19 protein-coding genes and 1 riboswitch are annotated in these 17,102 nt (G+C 28.6%); of the genes, 4 read left to right on the plus strand and 15 right to left on the minus strand.

The window, feature by feature from the left end; translation table 11 throughout:
• Positions 1-9 precede the first annotated feature (9 nt).
• The 4 genes from L1S49_RS14355 to L1S49_RS14370 are packed head-to-tail and all read left to right on the plus strand — an operon-like array spanning position 10 to position 4,000.
• Positions 10-1,536 carry a spore germination protein gene (locus L1S49_RS14355; protein WP_238905685.1) on the plus strand — a complete coding sequence of 509 codons (1,527 nt, stop codon included), beginning with the start codon at positions 10-12 and terminating at the stop codon, positions 1,534-1,536.
• Positions 1,526-2,671, plus strand: a complete 1,146-nt coding sequence (locus L1S49_RS14360) for a Ger(x)C family spore germination protein (RefSeq protein WP_238905686.1) — start codon at positions 1,526-1,528, stop codon at positions 2,669-2,671. The genes L1S49_RS14355 and L1S49_RS14360 overlap by 11 nt, the downstream gene beginning before the upstream one ends.
• A 2-nt stretch (positions 2,672-2,673) precedes the next feature.
• Positions 2,674-2,886 carry a hypothetical protein gene (locus L1S49_RS14365; protein ID WP_238905697.1) on the plus strand — a complete coding sequence of 71 codons (213 nt, stop codon included), beginning with the start codon at positions 2,674-2,676 and terminating at the stop codon, positions 2,884-2,886.
• 19 nt (positions 2,887-2,905) lie between these two features.
• Positions 2,906-4,000 carry an endospore germination permease gene (locus tag L1S49_RS14370; protein WP_238905699.1) on the plus strand — a complete coding sequence of 365 codons (1,095 nt, stop codon included), beginning with the start codon at positions 2,906-2,908 and terminating at the stop codon, positions 3,998-4,000.
• Positions 4,001-4,024: 24 nt separating this feature from the next.
• On the opposite strand, the gene L1S49_RS14375 is transcribed toward L1S49_RS14370, so the two are convergent.
• From L1S49_RS14375 to L1S49_RS14445, 15 genes are all read right to left on the minus strand, one after another.
• Positions 4,025-4,498 (minus strand): hypothetical protein, encoded by a 474-nt coding sequence (locus L1S49_RS14375; RefSeq protein WP_073016219.1) that lies wholly within the window; start codon positions 4,496-4,498, stop codon positions 4,025-4,027.
• Positions 4,499-4,621: 123 nt separating this feature from the next.
• The gene (locus L1S49_RS14380; protein ID WP_238905701.1) at positions 4,622-5,221 is read right to left on the minus strand and encodes a nitroreductase family protein; all 600 of its coding nucleotides are present in this window, start codon (positions 5,219-5,221) and stop codon (positions 4,622-4,624) included.
• A 46-nt stretch (positions 5,222-5,267) separates the two neighbouring features.
• The gene (locus tag L1S49_RS14385) at positions 5,268-5,969 is read right to left on the minus strand and encodes a pirin family protein (RefSeq protein ID WP_238905710.1); all 702 of its coding nucleotides are present in this window, start codon (positions 5,967-5,969) and stop codon (positions 5,268-5,270) included.
• 236 nt (positions 5,970-6,205) lie between these two features.
• Positions 6,206-6,514 carry a helix-turn-helix domain-containing protein gene (locus L1S49_RS14390; RefSeq protein WP_073016223.1) on the minus strand — a complete coding sequence of 103 codons (309 nt, stop codon included), beginning with the start codon at positions 6,512-6,514 and terminating at the stop codon, positions 6,206-6,208.
• A gap of 160 nt (positions 6,515-6,674) precedes the next feature.
• Positions 6,675-6,830 (minus strand): hypothetical protein, encoded by a 156-nt coding sequence (locus tag L1S49_RS14395; RefSeq protein ID WP_175550831.1) that lies wholly within the window; start codon positions 6,828-6,830, stop codon positions 6,675-6,677.
• 266 nt (positions 6,831-7,096) lie between these two features.
• The gene (locus L1S49_RS14400) at positions 7,097-8,020 is read right to left on the minus strand and encodes an aldo/keto reductase (RefSeq protein WP_073016225.1); all 924 of its coding nucleotides are present in this window, start codon (positions 8,018-8,020) and stop codon (positions 7,097-7,099) included.
• A 152-nt stretch (positions 8,021-8,172) separates the two neighbouring features.
• Positions 8,173-8,601, minus strand: a complete 429-nt coding sequence (locus tag L1S49_RS14405; protein ID WP_073016227.1) for a hypothetical protein — start codon at positions 8,599-8,601, stop codon at positions 8,173-8,175.
• A gap of 130 nt (positions 8,602-8,731) precedes the next feature.
• Positions 8,732-9,160: a GTP pyrophosphokinase gene (locus L1S49_RS14410; protein ID WP_238905712.1), complete on the minus strand. Its 429-nt coding sequence runs from the start codon at positions 9,158-9,160 to the stop codon at positions 8,732-8,734.
• Positions 9,161-9,237: 77 nt separating this feature from the next.
• Positions 9,238-10,707 (minus strand): family 1 glycosylhydrolase, encoded by a 1,470-nt coding sequence (locus L1S49_RS14415; protein ID WP_238905714.1) that lies wholly within the window; start codon positions 10,705-10,707, stop codon positions 9,238-9,240.
• Positions 10,708-10,968: 261 nt separating this feature from the next.
• On the minus strand, positions 10,969-11,973 hold the full coding sequence (locus L1S49_RS14420; RefSeq protein ID WP_238905716.1) for an ABC transporter substrate-binding protein: 1,005 nt from the start codon (positions 11,971-11,973) through the stop codon (positions 10,969-10,971).
• A complete protein-coding gene (locus L1S49_RS14425; RefSeq protein WP_238905718.1) occupies positions 11,954-12,736 on the minus strand; it encodes an ABC transporter permease in 783 nt (260 codons plus the stop codon). Before L1S49_RS14425 ends, L1S49_RS14420 begins: the two co-directional genes overlap by 20 nt.
• 1 nt (position 12,737) lies before the next feature.
• The gene (locus L1S49_RS14430) at positions 12,738-13,499 is read right to left on the minus strand and encodes an ABC transporter ATP-binding protein (RefSeq protein ID WP_238905719.1); all 762 of its coding nucleotides are present in this window, start codon (positions 13,497-13,499) and stop codon (positions 12,738-12,740) included.
• Positions 13,500-14,168: a thiaminase II gene (tenA, locus tag L1S49_RS14435; RefSeq protein ID WP_238905728.1), complete on the minus strand. Its 669-nt coding sequence runs from the start codon at positions 14,166-14,168 to the stop codon at positions 13,500-13,502.
• Positions 14,169-14,253: 85 nt separating this feature from the next.
• Positions 14,254-14,352, minus strand: a riboswitch (TPP riboswitch).
• A 46-nt stretch (positions 14,353-14,398) separates the two neighbouring features.
• On the minus strand, positions 14,399-16,408 hold the full coding sequence (locus L1S49_RS14440) for a HAMP domain-containing sensor histidine kinase (protein WP_238905731.1): 2,010 nt from the start codon (positions 16,406-16,408) through the stop codon (positions 14,399-14,401).
• A 210-nt stretch (positions 16,409-16,618) separates the two neighbouring features.
• Complete coding sequence (locus tag L1S49_RS14445) at positions 16,619-17,089, minus strand: chemotaxis protein CheX (protein WP_238905733.1); 471 nt, start codon at positions 17,087-17,089, stop codon at positions 16,619-16,621.
• Between the last annotated feature and the right edge of the window lie 13 nt (positions 17,090-17,102).

Below are 17,102 nucleotides of genomic sequence, written 5' to 3' on the forward strand. Positions count from 1 at the left end.
GGTGATGTAATGGTTAAGCAAAGTAAAAAAACGAAGTTTAATTCTAAAGAATCAAGTTTAACAAAATCTATACAACATAACATGAAGTTATTTTCTGATATTTTTATGGACGATGGTACATTTAAAGTTAGAACTATTAAAAATAGATTTAATAGAGAATTACAATGTTGTGTTATATATTTTGAGGGGATGATAGATAATAGCTTTATTAGTGCAACAGTAATTGAACCTATTATGAATTGTAATTTTTCAGATTTTGATAGTGACAAAAACTTGTTTGATTTAATACAAAATGAAATAATAATATCTACTTATATTGAAATAACAAATGATATTCAAAAAATTATAGAAGCAATAACACTTGGAGATACCCTTGTATTTTTGGAAGGTTTTTCTGATTGTATGGTAATCAATACTAAGGGTTGGAAGATGAGAAATATAACTGAGCCTAGTACTGAAAAAACATTAAGAGGACCAAAGGAAGGCTTTACAGAATCACTAATAACAAATATATCTTTAATAAGACGAAAAGTTAGAAATCCTAAATTAAGATTTCAGTTTAGGGAAGCTGGTAGTGAAACAAATACAAGAATATGCATATGCTACATAGAAGGATTAGCTCCACAAAAAATTTTAGATGAGTTAAATTCTAGACTAGATAAAATAGATATAAACGGAGTATTAGATTCTGAGTATATTCAAGAAATGATAACAGATAATCCACTATCTCCTTTCGAGACAATTGGAAGCTCTGAGCGTCCAGATGTTATTGTAGGCAAGGTACTCGAAGGAAGAGTTGCTTTGCTTGTAGATGGAACACCATTTGCTTTAACATTGCCATTTCTATTTATGGAGTATTTTCAAGTTAATGAAGATTATTATGCTAATTTTTTCTTCACATCTTTTAATAGATTGTTAAGGATATTGAGCTTTTTCTTCTCAGTTAGTGTACCTTCGTTATATGTTGCTCTAGTAAATTATAATCAAGAAATGTTACCCACTCCTCTACTTTTAGGAATATCCTCTGCTAGAGAAAGTGTACCCTTTCCAACAATAGTAGAAGCCTTAGCTATGTTAATAATATTCGAAATACTTAGAGAGGCAGGAACAAGGATTCCATCTGATATGGGGCAGGCGGTTAGTATTGTTGGAGCTCTAGTTTTAGGGCAAGCGGCAGTAGAAGCCAGAATTGTTAGTGCTCCTATAGTAATTGTTGTTGGATTAACAGGTATAGTTGCACTTTTAAATATAAAAATGAAAGGCGTAAACTTATTTTTAAGGTTCATATTTTTATTTTTAGCTTCGATTATGGGACTGTATGGGATTGTATTTGGAATTATTGGTGTTTTGATATACACAATGGGATTAAGCTCTTTTGGAGTTCCATACATGCTAAAGGTTGGAACTATAAAAATGGAAAATATCAAAGACACTTTTATACGTAGTCCATGGTGGTATCTTAATTTAAACTCTTATAAAGTTTCAGTTAAAACTACATTAAAGGGAAAAAAGATAGGTACTAGAGATGAAAAATAAAAGAAAAATTAAATCTATAGTTATGATTATAATAAGTGCATATCTTTTTACTGGTTGTTGGAATTATAGGGAAATTAACAATCTCTCAGTGGTAGCAGGTATAGCAATAGATAGAAATGAACTTGATGGTAAATATGAGGTTACGATTGAGATAGTTAATATAAAAAAAGGAAATGATATATCTAATAATTCAGAATATATAACTCTTTGTGGAGATAGTTTGTTTGATATTATTCGGAATATGATTTCAGTTTCAAGTAGAAGGCTTTATTTTTCACATGCTAAGATTGTAATTATAAGTAAGGAATTAGCTAAAGACGGCTTAAGCAAAGCTATTGACTGGTACATTAGGGATGCAGAAACTAGAACTGATATATATTTATTAATATCAAAAGAAAAAACTGCTAAAGAAGTACTTATGACTAAAAGAAATGAAAATACGATAGTTTCTTTTGATTTAGCAAAAGTAATACAAAATGAAAAAAGCGTTTCAACTACTCCTAAAGTAGATTTATGGGATTTTCTTGATATTTTGAAACAAAAAGAGGCAGATACATCACTTCCATTGATATTTATAGATAAAAGCGGAGAAAAAGAAGTGCCAAGAATTGAAGGCATGGGAATAATTAAAGATGATAAGCTTATAGGGATGGTTGATAGAAATATAGCTAAGTATATATTATTTGCAACAGATGAAGTGAATACAGGAATATTAGTATTAGGTAGAAACACTTCAGAGCCTATTTCCTTTGAGATTTTTAAAAATCGTACAAAAACAAAATATAAATTAGACGATGACAAGATGATAATCCAAGTTCTTACAGATACTGTTGTATCAATTGCAGAGTATCAAGCAAAGGAACCTTTTTATACAAATGAAGAAAAAGAAGTCATTGAGAAGCAATTGTCTAATATGCTTGAAGAAAGTATTTACAATTCCATAAATATGATACAAAAAGAATATAAATCAGACATTTTTGGATTTGGGATTACATTACATAAGGATTATCCTAAAGTTTGGAAAGAATTATCAGGTAATTGGGAATATAATTTTGAAAATTTAGAGGTTGATGTAATATCAAAGGTACAAATAAAAAATAGTGCAACTACTTCAAAACCTATAATGGGAGATTAAACATGGTAGCAATTGTGATTATAATATACATAATTATAGTATTTGTAGATCAAGTTACTTTATTTAAAAATGGAGAAAAAAGAGATTTTTATGTAAGTGCAGTAATGTGTTTTATTTCCTTCATTATAGCAATTTTATTAGCATTAAAAATCCCTATATATAGTCCTGCAAAACCAATTGAAAGTTTAGTAAAATTTTTTTTAGGAAAACTATAGATAAAGGAATGAGTTTTTAATGAGAAAAGAGACAATATCGTTTGTTGAAGCTTTTAGCATGTTAACTATGTTTATAATGGGAAGCACATTAATTTTAGGAGCAGCCCCTGAAGCTAAAAGGGATACATGGATTGCTATAATTATAGCAACTTTGGCCTCCATAATTATAGTTTCTGCCTACTCTAAAATAGCAACTACATTCCCGGGGAAAACTATATTTGATATATTTGAATTACTGTTTGGTAAGATATTGGGAAATATATTAACAATTCTATACATTTGGTATTTTCTTCATCTTGGTTCATTAGTTATGCGTAATTTTGGAGAGTTTATGAACACTTTAGCTATGCCAGAAACACCTATTTTTGTTCCTATGATGTGTATAGGTATCTTATGCATATGGGTAGTTAAATCAGGAATAGAAGTTCTTGCAAGAACCTCAAAAGTACTATTTATAACATGTATAGTTGTAATAATTATAATACAAATTTGTACTATACCAATTTTAGATGTTAGCAACATTAAACCTATGGTAGAGAATGGATGGGGACCTATAATGAATGGAGCATTTTCTACTATATCTTTTCCATACGCTGAAAGTATAGCTTTTATGGGGGCTTTATATTGTATAGAAAAAAAGAATTTAGTTTATAAGATATACATAAGTAGTGTGGTTATGGCAGGTATATTTATATTAGTAATTGCCCTTAGAAATTTATTTGTTTTGGGTGGAAGTGTAGTAGGTTCTTTATATTTCCCTGCATATCTAGCTGTTAGTAAAATTAATATTGGAGATTTTATTCAAAGAGTTGAAGGTTCAGTATCCATAGTTTTTGCAGCTGGTATTTTTGTAAAGATAAGTTTATGTCTTTTAGCCGCTAGTAATGGTATTGCTAAGCTTTTTAACTTAAAAGACTATAGGTCAGTTGTAATACAGACAGGATTAATCATGAGTTATTTAGCTTATTTTGTTTATGATAGCATAATGGAAATGAGCTATTGGGCAACAAAAATATATAAATATTATGCCTTCCCGTTTCAAATAATAATTCCATTAATAATGTTAATAGTAATAGAAATAAAAGTTAAGAGAAATAAACTTAAAACCAAATAAGTCTATTTCTCTACGTAAACTATCCTATTTAGATAAATATAAATCTTTTATAAAAAAAGTAGTATTTTCAGGGTTTTTGGTAAACGGTATTGAATCTAATTTATAGAAAGTATCTACTAATGAATAATAATATTTTAGTTTATCTATAAAGTTATTTTCTTCAATATCATCTGGCATTATATCTAAAAGTATATGAATTGACAGCATTAAGATTGTTCTAATTTTAAGATTGCTTTGAATAGTTTCAAAATCTAAAGATTTATTATTAATTAAAGGTTTTACAACTGCAGACAGTTGAGGTGAGCTTAAAGTTAATTCTCCAAGTCCATGTAGCTTGCTTAAAGTATAAGGGGTTTGCTCTATTACAGGTAAATCTATTAATAATGGAATGTAATTATCTAATAATTTGCTGTAATTTTTAATTACTTTATTTATTTTATTTTTATTGTAATCTGTTTTTTTCTTACCTAGCTTCTTTCTTTTTTTACTTACAGGCATTTTATTACTCCTCTCTATAAAAATTATATCGATAGTAATTATAAATATGAATAAAGAGAAGAAACTGTGAATTAGAAATATAAAAAAATCGTAAGAATTGAATCTTACGATTTAAATTTTGTATTATTTAAAAATTTTAACTCTATCTTTTAGTGGTTTGTATTCTTTTTCACCAGGTTCTGTTGTTGGGTTTCCAAAAGGCATTTGAGCGATTAGTTTCCAACTATTTGGTACACTCCATTTTGACTTAACATCTTGTTCTATAAGTTCATTATAGTGTTGTAGGGATGCTCCTAAACCCTCAGCTTCTAAAGCAGACCATATAGCAAATTGATGCATACCGCTTGTTTGTTGAGACCATACAGGGAAATTATCCTTATATAGAGCAAATTGTTGTTGCAGAGATTCAACAATGCTGTTATCTTCAAAGAATAAAAGTGTTCCATATCCAGCTTTAAAAGAGTTGATTTTATCTTCAGTGGAGCTAAACTGATCTGCAGGAACTACTTTTCTTAAAGCTTCCATTGTTAAATTCCATAAATCATCATGAGCATTATCTAAAAGTACTAATACTCTAGTAGTTTGAGAATTAAATGCCGATGGAACATATTTTACGGCATGTTCTACAATTTCTTGTATTTTATCATGAGATACTACAACCTCTTTACCTATTCCATAATAAGATCTTCTTCCTTTAACTACATCATAAAAATTCTTTTCCATTTTAAATTACCTCCAATATAATATAAATTATTATTATTTTCTAATTTTATTCGTCTTTCTTCATCTCAAGAACTAAAATATGAGAAGTGTTTTTTGCTTTGATATATATATTTTCTTCAACTACTTCAGCCGCATCTCTTTCATTTAGAAGTAATTCATTTATACTAGAACTACCCTCAACTTGAAGTATATATGCTTGCCTTCCTTTATTTACAGGAAAATCAATTTCTTCATTTTTATCTAATTCTATAGAATAAATATTGAAATCTTGATTGATTTTTATAGGTGCATTTCCAGACTTACTAGATACCATGTGAAGCCATTTATTTTTTCTTTCCTCCCAAGTGAATCTGTAATCGCCATAATTGGGTTTATATCCTGTGTTATCAGGTAATATCCATACTTGAAGAAATCTTAATGTATCATCGCCTAGATTATATTCACTATGATATACTCCAGTACCAGCACTCATATACTGAACCTGCCCACGAGTTAAAGTATTTTCATTTCCCATACTATCGCCATGAGTAAGAGCTCCTTTTACCACATAAGATACTATTTCCATATCTTTATGAGGATGTGTTGGAAATCCTGTATTAGTTTTTACAAGATCGTCATTCAATACTCTCAAAGAACCAAAATTCATGTTCTTAGGATTATAATATTCTGCAAAAGAGAAGTGGAAAATACTTTGAAGCCAACCAAGATTACTTCTACCCATATTTTTATTTTCAATTTTTTTTATCATGAAAATCTCTCCTTAGTTTAAACATTTAATTATAAAATAATACTCAAATATCTATAAATAAACAATTAATCACTAACTTTATTATAAGTATTTAGTTACTATAAGTAAGTATCTTTATATTTATTATCCCATAAGGTTAATTATTAGTCAATAGTAATTCTCGAAAATAAAAAAATAAAAGATATTCTTTAATTTTAAGAATATCTTTTATCTTATATTTACATCATTAAAAAAACTTAGTTCCATTTTTCTGCCCATTTTTGAATTTCATCCATAGTAGCTTCTAATTCTTTACCTTTTTCTGATAGTTCGTATTCTATACGAACAGGAATTTCAGGATAAACTTTTCTGGTAATTATTCCTTCCTTTTCTAACTCCTTAAAACGTTCTGTAAGCATTCTAGCACTCATATTAGGAATTGCATCTGCAATATCAGAAAATCTTTTTTGACCACTCATTAAGGTTCGAATAATTAACCCAGTCCATCTTTTCCCCAATAATTCAAAAGCATTTTCAAATTTGGGACACATATGGTATTTTTCCATATTAAATCACCACCTAGTTTCAGTATAGCATATTAACTGTATAAAAGTAAGTGTCTTATTATATTATAGTAATATGCAAAATTTAATCAATTTACCAAATAATATTATAATATACTGATCCCAGAAGATTAAATGACTTTAATGAAAGATAGATAAAATTTTATTTGCAACAGATATTACCTTCAGACTTTAGGGTAATCAACTCTTGTTTTTTTTCTTCGATTTCATAATGAATTTTTAATCTATCATTAGAATTATATAAACTTTTTTTTAATTCTTCGATTTCATTTTCTAATACTTTCTCTATATTACTCATAATAAATCTCCTTTTCATATTATTTCATAATCATCCCCATAATATGAATTATTTATACACCTTATTGCTGTAGAAGCTCGCAGAGCTTCATTAAATTCATTGAATCTTATTGCTGTAGAAGCTCGCAGAGCTAAAAACAATCTGCTTGTTGATTTATTTATTAATACTAGTATATGAATTTTTTACTTTCTTGTTAACAATTGGGATTTATGTAAAGTAAATTATAATAACCTCATAGTTTTAAACTAAGAGGTTATTATAATTTATTAAGGTAACTTATTTCCAGCAGCTAAATAGATTTTATACCACTCTTCTCTTGTTAATTCTATTCTGGATGCCTTACATATATCTTTTATTCTTGATGAATTCATACTACCAACAACAGTTTGTATTTTAGCTGGATGTCTTAGAATCCAAGCAGTAGCAATAGCCGTATTGGTTACTCCTTTTTTCTCAGCTAATTCATCAATAGCATCATTTAGTTCAGGGAATTTTTCATTTCCTAAAAAGACACCTTCAAAAAATCCGTATTGATAAGGGGACCAGGCTTGGATTGTTATATCTTTAAGCCTACAATATTCTAATATACTTCCATCTCTGTCTATAGAATTATTTACTTTCATATTAACGTTTATTCCGGAATCAATCATTCCAGTATGCATTATGCTGAATTGAAGTTGGTTGATTATTATAGAATTGTCACCTAAATATTTGTTAAGTAATTCTATTTGCATTGGATTTTGATTACTCACACCAAAGTGTTTAACCTTACCACTCTCTTTTAATTTTGAAAAAGCTTCAGCAACCTCTTCAGGTTCCATTAAAGTATCTGGACGATGTAAAAGCAAAGTATCTACATAATCGGTTTTAAGTCTTTTAAGACTTCCATCTACAGAATTTAATATATGTTCTTTAGAAAAATCAAACATTTTTCCTGGAACAATACCACATTTCGTTTGAAGTATGATTTTTTCTCTTAAATCAGAGGTTAAATTAATAGCCTCCGAAAAAATTTCTTCTGATTTCCCACCTGCATATATATCCGCATGATCAAAAAAGTTTATTCCTTCTTCAAGTGAGGTTTTAATTACTTTCTCTGCTTCATCTTTATTAAGTGCACCCATTCTCATGCATCCAAGAGCAATCTCTGAGCCTTGAACTTTTCCATTACCAATATTAATATTTTTCATTATTTTACCCTCCTTGTTATTTTATTTCATCTTTACTATTTTACCAATATATTCAGATGGATGTAAAGGATTTTAATGCTTAATATATAAGCAAATAAAAACAACCAATAAATTTTATCAGTTGTTTTTAATAAACACTAGATTTAAGCAAATTATTTTGATAAAAAGTTATTAATTATATTAGCTGGGAATTGATTTTTATTAAATAGTATAATGGCTGATAAAATGGCCTGGATTAATCCTAGTGTAAAAAATAGAACATGTAAGAAAACAATATCTCCAAGCATAATGCACTGTACAATAATCCAAATAACTAAAGCCCAGCTAAAAGTACTGCTTATATATCCTTGATAATTAGACTTTAAAGAAAGAGTTAATGCACTTAAAAGATTTCCAAGACCAATAACTGTAAATAAGATTATGCCAGGTATCAAAAAGTTAGAAAAAGGAGAGTTTTTAAGAATTGAAGTTGGTACTCCAACTGGATTATTAGGATTGGTAATAGCAGCTAGTCCACCAAACATAGCGCCAATTCCAATGATTAAATGTAATATAAATAGAATTCTATAAAGTAGCTTCATAATTTCCTCCTAATATTAAATTTTACATCTTTATCTAATTATTATAACAAAAGATATAGAATCAAAGCGAGAATAATAAATTAAATTCTTGTAAAAATAATATTTAGGAATGTTCAATTAATATTTTAGTTTAATCAGTTAAAAGCTTATATGCTTTTTTATATTTTTCTATTCTTGCAAAATCCTTTTCAGTTGGATTATTAATTCTTGAGATATTCATATTGTCTCTAAGATCAGCTAATTTTACTCTAAGAGCTATAGGATTTAATTTAACTCTTAATATGAAGTCCTTATAAGACTCATTTGATTTCCTTGTGATGCTAACTAATGCATCAAGAATTTCTATTTCACCGAGAAACCCATTATCCTCTAAATGTTGTAAAGTTATACTCGTATCTTCTAATACATCGTGAAGTATTCCGACGATTCTATCCTCATCATTATCTAAAGAAAGCATTACCCTTAAAGGATGCAAAATGTAAGGACTTCCCCCTTTGTCAAATTGGCCACTATGAGCTTTTGTAGCAATAATTATGGATTTTTCTAATAAAGAAATCATTAATTAATCACTTCCTCTTAGAGTTAATTATAACATATATGAAAATAGAAAAAAGTAGGAATAAATCCTACTTTAGATTAAATCATTTCTAAATCTTCACCATTTGATGCAATTACTTTTTTATACCATCCAAAGGATTTCTTTTTACTACGTTTAAGAGTTCCGTTTCCCCTATCGTCCATATCAACATAAACAAACCCATAACGTTTTTTCATTTCACCAGTTCCAGCTGATACTAGGTCGATACAACCCCAAGGTGTGTATCCCATTAAGTCAACGCCATCAATTTCAACAGCTTTTTTCATTTCTTCTATATGTTCTTTTAAATACTTGATTCTGTAATCATCATTTATTGAACCATCAGCTTCAACTACATCTGTAGCACCTAAACCATTTTCAACAATAAATAAAGGAAGCTGATATCTATCATATAAATAATTTAGAGAAACTCTTATTCCAACTGGATCTATAGGCCAGCCCCACTCTGATTCTTTAAGATACTTATTTTTAACTACTCTAAATATGTTTCCTTCAGTAGTCTCTAAATCTTTATTAGAAGAAGATACATGAGAGTTATAATAACTAAAAGCTAAATAATCAACGGTTCCCTCCTTAAGTATCTCATCATCTCCAGGTTCTTTTTTTATAATAATACCTTTTCTTTCAAATTCCTTTAGTTTATAAGAAGGATAATAGCCTCTACATTGTACATCACTAAAGAAATATTTAAGATCTCTAGAGCCAGCAATATCTTCTTGAACATCTAGAGGATTACAGGTTTCTGCATATGACAATATATAAGCTAGCATCATTCCAATTTTAAAATCAGGATTTATTTCATGTCCTAATTTCACAACCTTAGCACTAGCTATAAATGCATGATGAATTGCTTGAAAACGAGTTTGCTCATCCGTATTTCTAGTGCCTAATGTTGTATATCCATTTAATAAATTGATTTCATTAAAAGTCATCCAGTACTTAACTTTATTTTTATAACGTTTAAATAAAGTTTCTGAATAGGTTACAAAGTAGTCTACAACTCTTCTATCTAACCATCCATCCATTTTGTCAGCTAGGTATTTAGGAATGTCAAAATGACATATAGTAACCACAGGTTCAATGCCATATTTTAAACATTCATCAAATACTTCATCATAAAATTTTAATCCTTTTTCATTTGCTTCAGCTTCATTTCCATTAGGAAAAATTCTTGTCCAACTTATAGACATTCTAAAACATTTAAAACCCATTTCTGCAAGTAGCTTAATATCTTCTTTATAATGATGATAGAAGTCTGTTGCTACATGGCTTGGATAATAAAAGTCTTTGTCAATATAACCAATAGCTCCTGGTGGTAAAGCTTCAAATCGTGGAACAGAAGAAGTAGTTCCATCTTCAAGTTTAAATGTAATTCTTCTTGGAGTGTGTAAATCACCTTCAGTTATAACATCAGAGGTAGCCAAACCTCTACCATCAGAATAATAACCGCCTTCATATTGATTAGCAGCAGTTGCTCCACCCCATAAAAACTCTTTTGAAAATCCCATAGTAAATCTCCTTTTAAGTAATCTTTTACATTAATTATAACATAATTTATATTATTTTATTTTCAAAATATAAAAAGCAATTAGTTATTGTTTCTAATTGCTTTTTATTAATATATATTTATGAGGGGGATCATAAAAAATATTACTCACGTACATATATATTAAATCATTAAGATGTTTCACGAATGTGATAACTATGTAAAGTTTATGTGAAATATATAAGAGATAGTTGAAACTTATAGCTCAACTATCTCTTACTTTTTAGTTAGTCAATTCTGAATATACATCTTTAGGGTTTACTGTACCTTTAAGCAATCCCTTATCCTTTAACCATTTAATATTATTTTTCCAATTTTCCTCATCTTGAGTTAAGAAACTACCTGACTTATCTTCCATTAAAGGCATTAATATATCTAAGCTTTGTTTTTCTATATCCGCTTCTAATGGAAAACTTTCATTTTGAATTTTAAGAACTAAATCTAATGCTTTGCTAGGATTAGCTACTGTATAGTCATATCCTTTTTTTGCAGCCTTTAGGAAGGCTTCGATATTATCCTTATTTTTATCTAAAGCATCATCACTTGCAATAAATACTAATTCATAGTTATTAGGGACATCATAATCTACTGGATTAAAAGTTAAAAGTTCTATACCTTCTTTTTCTAAAAGTATCTTTTCATGGTTAATATATCCGCCTATAATTCCATCTACTCTTTTAGTTTGCATAGATGCCATTAAATCATAGCCAACATCTACAAAATCTATTTTAGAAGGATCGCCTCCAGCCTTTTTAACCATTTCTTTAATGGTCTCTTTATCAATTTCAAAAGAAGGAAAACCTATCTTTTTACCTTCTAAATCTTTTAAAGTTTTAATTCCAGAATCTTTACGAACCATAAGTTGATTTAGAGAACTTCTAACAATTGCTCCAACAGATTTAACAGGGATTCCTTCTCCTCTAGATAAAATAACTTGTTTTGGATAGCTTATAGCTAAATCAGCTTTATTAGTAGCTACTAGCTTAATACCGTCTTCTGTACCAGCTGGAGTTATTAAATTAACTTTTAAGCCAGCTTCTTTAAAGTATCCCTGCTCTTCTGCAGCATATAGGAAAGAATGAACTGCGTTTGGATACCAATCTAGAAGTATGTTCATTTCAGTTAAGTTATCAACATTTTTTTCTGAATCTTTTTTAGTGCAAGACAATAACGTAAAGCTTACTAACATGATTAAGCATAAAATAAGACTAAATTTTTTTAATTTCATAAGTATTCTCCTTTATTCCTCTTCTATATTTTAATAAAATTTTTTCCAATAAAAGACCAATTGAAAACAAAAACAATCCTAAAAAGGATAAAACCAAAATACCAGCAAAAACTGCATCCGATTGAAGCATGCCGGCTACTCTTTTTACATAAATTCCAAGTCCCTTATCAGAACCTAACCACTCTCCTATACTGGCACCAGCAATACTGTATGTTGCTGATATTTTAAAACTACTTAGAAAGTTTGGTAGTACTGAATTCATGTGAAGTTTTATAAATATTTGGGTTTTGCTTCCCCCCAATGCTTTTAAGACATCTTCTAAATCTTTGTCTACACTGTTTAGTCCATCTAAGGTACTAACTACAATTGGGAAAAAACAAAATAAAATAACAACCGAAACCTTTGACCATATACTATATCCAAACCACATTACCATAATTGGCGATAAGGCTATAATAGGAATAGTTTGAGAAACCACAATAATAGGATATAATATTTTACTGATACTTTTAGAAGAATATATAGAAAAAGCACACAATACACCTATTATTACTGATATACTAAGACCTAATAATGCTTCTCCTAAAGTTACTAATGAATGCTTATATAATATCTCCTTTTGATTCCATAAAGCTTCTATTACCTTTGAGAATCGTGGTAAAATAAAGTTTGGTATATCAAAAAACGGTACTAAAAACTCCCAAGCTAAGAGTATAGAGGTTCCAATAATCAAAGGGAGGAAAGTTTTCTTAAAAATATTCATTTTAAAACTCCTCCTTAATGTTTTCAAAACTATCTAAAATATTTAAAATTTGTTTTTTTAAAGCTATGAAGTCTTGAGTCAGAGTTGTATCATAATTCCTTGGTCTAGGTAATGTTACATCTATGGATTTTAAATTTTTATATGGAAGCTCTGTACATATTAGTATTCTATCTGACAAAAGTAAGGCTTCATCTATATCATGTGTTATCATAAAAACAGTATTTTTCTCTTTTTGACATAGATCTAGTAACCAAGTTTGCATTTTTCTCCTTGTTAGAGCATCTAATGAAGAAAATGGTTCATCAAGAAGAAGTAATGAAGGATTATTAACGATAGCTCTTAAAAAAGAAGCTCTTTGTCTCATACCACCAGATAATTCATGAGGATATAGATTTTCTGTGCCTCTTAAGTTAAAGCTCTCAAAATATGTAGAAACTTTCTTTCTAGCTTCTTTTTTACTAAGTCCATTTAGTTCTAAACCTATAGCAGCATTATCTAAGATTGTTCTCCAAGGCATTAAAGAATCCTTTTGCGGCATGTATCCTATTATATTTTTTCCTTTGATATCACTAACTCTTATTGCGCCACTGTTAGGTTTTAGAAGGCCTAAAATAAGTCTAAAAAGAGTACTTTTGCCTGTACCACTAGGGGCTATTATTGTTATAAATTCATTTTTATTAATACTAAAAGATAAATCCTCTAGGATTAGCTTATTTGTATCATTATATTTAAAGGTTAGATTTTCTATTTCTAAGGCTTTCATCTAAATGCTCCAACTTTCTTTTTTATAACATGAATCCCAAAACATGTATTCATATTTAGAGGACAATACAAAAATTTCTTCTAATTTTAGTAATTCCCTTTCAGGCAATCCTTCTGATATTCTATTCATAAGATCTATACACCAATTATTTTCACTGTTATACTCTTCACTTGCATATGTCATTATCCATTCCCTATAAAGAGGATGAGCTAATGCTTTTTTATTGTTGCTTAAAGCTTTACCTATATAAGCATAGCTCCACATACATGGAAGCAAAGCAGCCGTAAGTTCTGGAAGACCACCTTCTGTTGATACTTGCAGCATGAATTTAGTATAAGATAGATTACTGGAGTTTGGTTCCGTGCTTTCTAGATCTTCTTTTGTTATACTAAATTTTTTAGCAAACTCGATATGACCATCCATCTCAATATTTACTATAGTATGCGCACATTTTGAAAAAGCTTGCATATCTTTAAGTGAACTAGATTTAACCATTCCTAAAGCAAATAATTTTATATAGTCTATTAAATAAACAGAATCTTGTTTTATATAAAAACAAAACTTGTCCTCTGGAAGTATACCTTGGCTTAGCTCATTTAAAAATGGATGTTCTAAACAAGAATTCCATATAGGTTTTCCTTTTAAAAATAATCTTTCAGAAAATTGCATAAAAAAACTCCTTTCAAAGCAGTAGTGATAATACCACTTCGAAAAGAGCTAATAATCTAATAACTAATCTAAGATAGATTAAGTCTCATATTACTTCTCACTTCCCTTCGCTGGCATTACCCAGTGCAGGTTCAAGGGTCTGAATAAATTCATCTCAGCCTTAACAGCTCCCCTAGTGCACAATAAAATTTTACCTTCTAAAGATAAATATGTCAAGTTATCTGTATAAGTTAGAAATAAATATCCGAAAATTCAATTTCCGTAGCCTGTATTATTCTGCTATCCCTTGAGACAAAAGAATCATTAAAGATTTTTTTAGGTTGAGACGAATTAATGGGCAATTTTATTGTGAAGGTACTCCCCTTTCCTAACTCACTTTCTAATTTCAAGTTTCCTTTAAGAGTTTTAACTAACAGACAAACAAGATAAAGTCCGAGACCTGTCCCTTCTGCTTGACTTGATAAACTACTATCAACTTGTCCGAAGCGTTCGAAAACAACTTTTTGCTTTTCTTTAGGTATCCCTATGCCCTCATCTTTGACTTTAATAACAAGTAATTCTTCTTTAGATATTACTTCAGAAGATAAATTCACTGAAATAGATTTACCTTCTGGAGTAAATTTTAGAGCATTTGATAAAAGATTAAATAAAATTCTTTCTAATTTTTCTTCATCTAATAATACATTTTTTGAATTGAAGTGAGATTTGAAGGTAAGATGTATATTTTTTTGTTTTGCATATAGTTGTACTGAGTCAACTAAAGAATTCAGTACATATACAATATCAAAGGCATCTTCGTGTATTTTAATATAACCTGAATTAATTCTTGTAACTTCTAGAAGGTTATTGACTAGTCTTAATTGCCTATTTGTATTTTGCTTAATTACTTTTAAATAATTATTTATTCTAGGAGTAAGATCATTTTTACAAATAGATTCTATTGCTTGTATAGCTAAGTTTATTACAGACATAGGTGTTTTAAACTCATGCGTAATAAAATAAAGAAAGTCATCTTTTGTTTTCATAGACTGCTCTAGAATAAGGTTTTTCTCTTTTTCTGCTTTTAGAAGAGTTTTATTTTTAATATTTAATTGAACTTCATATTCAAAAGTTTTAGTAACATCAGAGCAAACTAATATGCAAAACTTTATATTATCTTTATCCTTATAAACAGGTATTGCAGTAAAATTTAAATAAAAATTTTTATCATCTTTTTTTACTACAACTATTTGATTTTTTACAGTTATTCCTTTTATGACTTTCGAAACTGGTAAATCCTCTTTTGAAAGTAGGTTCCCATGTATGTCATAGTATTCAGAACCGCTATCTAAAGTTTCGCCAATATACCTAAGTTCTTTATTTGTAGTTGAGTAAATATAATCTCTTAAAGTTTTGCTTAAACTCAAGTATTTACCATTACCATCTACAACTGCTAAACAATCATAAATATTGTCTAATATTGAGTTTAATGTTTCATTTTTTAGGTTTAATTCCTCTTCTTTTTTTATAAGCTCTAAGTTTTTAAGTTTTATTGTATTTAACTGTTCGGAAATTTTTAGCCTATTTAATACCCGAGTAGTAACATCAAAAGTATTTATCACTAAATACTTTAGTTCACCACTAGCGCATAAGGGGGTAATAATTAAATCGCAATATGCTGGATCTTTATGGAAAAATTTATGAAGATATTCTTTAATTTGAACAGCTTTTTTAGTCTCAACAACTTCTTTAAAAGTTTTCTCTAGTAGACTGCCTTTCCAGCCTGTATTTATATGTTCGATTTTTTTTCCTAAGCTTTCATACTTATTATTAAAAGGTTCATCAAGAGAATCTAAATATTTCTCATTTGCTTTAATAAGTATCATGTTTGGTATGCTATATACAGCTATTCCAGATATATTGGATTTGTATATTTCTTCTAAATACATATTATTATACTCAAATCTTGATTGTGGTATTTCGGAGATAGAATATTTATCTCCACCTATTAAATTATCTTTGGATCTAGTAATAACTACAAATCTAACCTCTAAGTTTTTAGTAAATAGAAAGGCTTCTTGTACTTCACCTAGAGTTTCTAGTTTTATATTAATTTTAAGTTTATTGTCCCATACATCTAAAAATTTTTTTGAAATTAGATCCTCTCTGCTAAAATCTGATAAACATAAAAAATCTTCACTTATATATTCTAATTTTCCATTATTCTCTATAATATAAGATGTTTCTACGATATTATCCATATTATAACCCCCTAAAGCAAATATTTTAATGTCTGAACTCAAATTCATCATTAATAATATTATATATACTCACTTATTTCTATAATATAACAAAAATACAACAAATTATAATAAAATAATGTGAATTTTTCATTTTATATGAATGTTTAAACTTTAGGAAAGATATTTATACAATAAAAAATAGTGGAAATTTTTCTCCACTATTTTAGTTTAATTTATATATCCATGATCCAAAGAAATACTAACTTGAAAATCCATATTATCTATTGCTAATTCAGCAGATATTAATTTTGCTAAGTCTGAGTTAGACTTAAAGTCTCCATCAATTAAGGTTGGAGTTGAAATGTTTATTGAAATATTTTGGGAAGATAAGGTAGTGGCTGCATTGGCTGTAAGCATATTAGTAAGTTCTGATATGGCACTTTGAGCTAATTCATCAAAGTTATTTACAGGCATACCCATCATCATAATAGAAGCAATTTTTTTAGCATTATCTACAGTGGTTCCGTAAATAACATTTCCTTTAATATCACCAATTATGTCTAAAACAATCATAACTCCTGGACTTGATATAAAATTATCTTTAAGTATTATTCCTTTTTTTTCAACATTACATAAACCTATTTGCGGCATCACATTAACAAAAGATTCTACAAAGGGATCTATATGTTTAGCATTCATCAAGTTTCACCTC

It is taken from the genome of Clostridium sp. YIM B02506 (genome assembly GCF_022324845.1).
GTDB lineage: Bacteria > Bacillota > Clostridia > Clostridiales > Clostridiaceae > Clostridium_T > Clostridium_T intestinale.

What these genes read in the sequence shown, in the direction of transcription:
- L1S49_RS14355 (WP_238905685.1), top strand. Translation starts at nt 10, where the DNA reads ATGGTTAAGCAAAGTAAAAAAACGAAGTTTAATTCTAAAGAATCAAGT.
- L1S49_RS14360 (WP_238905686.1), top strand. Translation starts at nt 1,526, where the DNA reads ATGAAAAATAAAAGAAAAATTAAATCTATAGTTATGATTATAATAAGT.
- L1S49_RS14365 (WP_238905697.1), top strand. Translation starts at nt 2,674, where the DNA reads ATGGTAGCAATTGTGATTATAATATACATAATTATAGTATTTGTAGAT.
- L1S49_RS14370 (WP_238905699.1), top strand. Translation starts at nt 2,906, where the DNA reads ATGAGAAAAGAGACAATATCGTTTGTTGAAGCTTTTAGCATGTTAACT.
- L1S49_RS14375 (WP_073016219.1), bottom strand. Translation starts at nt 4,498, where the DNA reads ATGCCTGTAAGTAAAAAAAGAAAGAAGCTAGGTAAGAAAAAAACAGAT.
- L1S49_RS14380 (WP_238905701.1), bottom strand. Translation starts at nt 5,221, where the DNA reads ATGGAAAAGAATTTTTATGATGTAGTTAAAGGAAGAAGATCTTATTAT.
- L1S49_RS14385 (WP_238905710.1), bottom strand. Translation starts at nt 5,969, where the DNA reads ATGATAAAAAAAATTGAAAATAAAAATATGGGTAGAAGTAATCTTGGT.
- L1S49_RS14390 (WP_073016223.1), bottom strand. Translation starts at nt 6,514, where the DNA reads ATGGAAAAATACCATATGTGTCCCAAATTTGAAAATGCTTTTGAATTA.
- L1S49_RS14395 (WP_175550831.1), bottom strand. Translation starts at nt 6,830, where the DNA reads ATGAGTAATATAGAGAAAGTATTAGAAAATGAAATCGAAGAATTAAAA.
- L1S49_RS14400 (WP_073016225.1), bottom strand. Translation starts at nt 8,020, where the DNA reads ATGAAAAATATTAATATTGGTAATGGAAAAGTTCAAGGCTCAGAGATT.
- L1S49_RS14405 (WP_073016227.1), bottom strand. Translation starts at nt 8,601, where the DNA reads ATGAAGCTACTTTATAGAATTCTATTTATATTACATTTAATCATTGGA.
- L1S49_RS14410 (WP_238905712.1), bottom strand. Translation starts at nt 9,160, where the DNA reads ATGATTTCTTTATTAGAAAAATCCATAATTATTGCTACAAAAGCTCAT.
- L1S49_RS14415 (WP_238905714.1), bottom strand. Translation starts at nt 10,707, where the DNA reads ATGGGATTTTCAAAAGAGTTTTTATGGGGTGGAGCAACTGCTGCTAAT.
- L1S49_RS14420 (WP_238905716.1), bottom strand. Translation starts at nt 11,973, where the DNA reads ATGAAATTAAAAAAATTTAGTCTTATTTTATGCTTAATCATGTTAGTA.
- L1S49_RS14425 (WP_238905718.1), bottom strand. Translation starts at nt 12,736, where the DNA reads ATGAATATTTTTAAGAAAACTTTCCTCCCTTTGATTATTGGAACCTCT.
- L1S49_RS14430 (WP_238905719.1), bottom strand. Translation starts at nt 13,499, where the DNA reads ATGAAAGCCTTAGAAATAGAAAATCTAACCTTTAAATATAATGATACA.
- tenA (WP_238905728.1), bottom strand. Translation starts at nt 14,168, where the DNA reads ATGCAATTTTCTGAAAGATTATTTTTAAAAGGAAAACCTATATGGAAT.
- L1S49_RS14440 (WP_238905731.1), bottom strand. Translation starts at nt 16,408, where the DNA reads ATGGATAATATCGTAGAAACATCTTATATTATAGAGAATAATGGAAAA.
- L1S49_RS14445 (WP_238905733.1), bottom strand. Translation starts at nt 17,089, where the DNA reads ATGAATGCTAAACATATAGATCCCTTTGTAGAATCTTTTGTTAATGTG.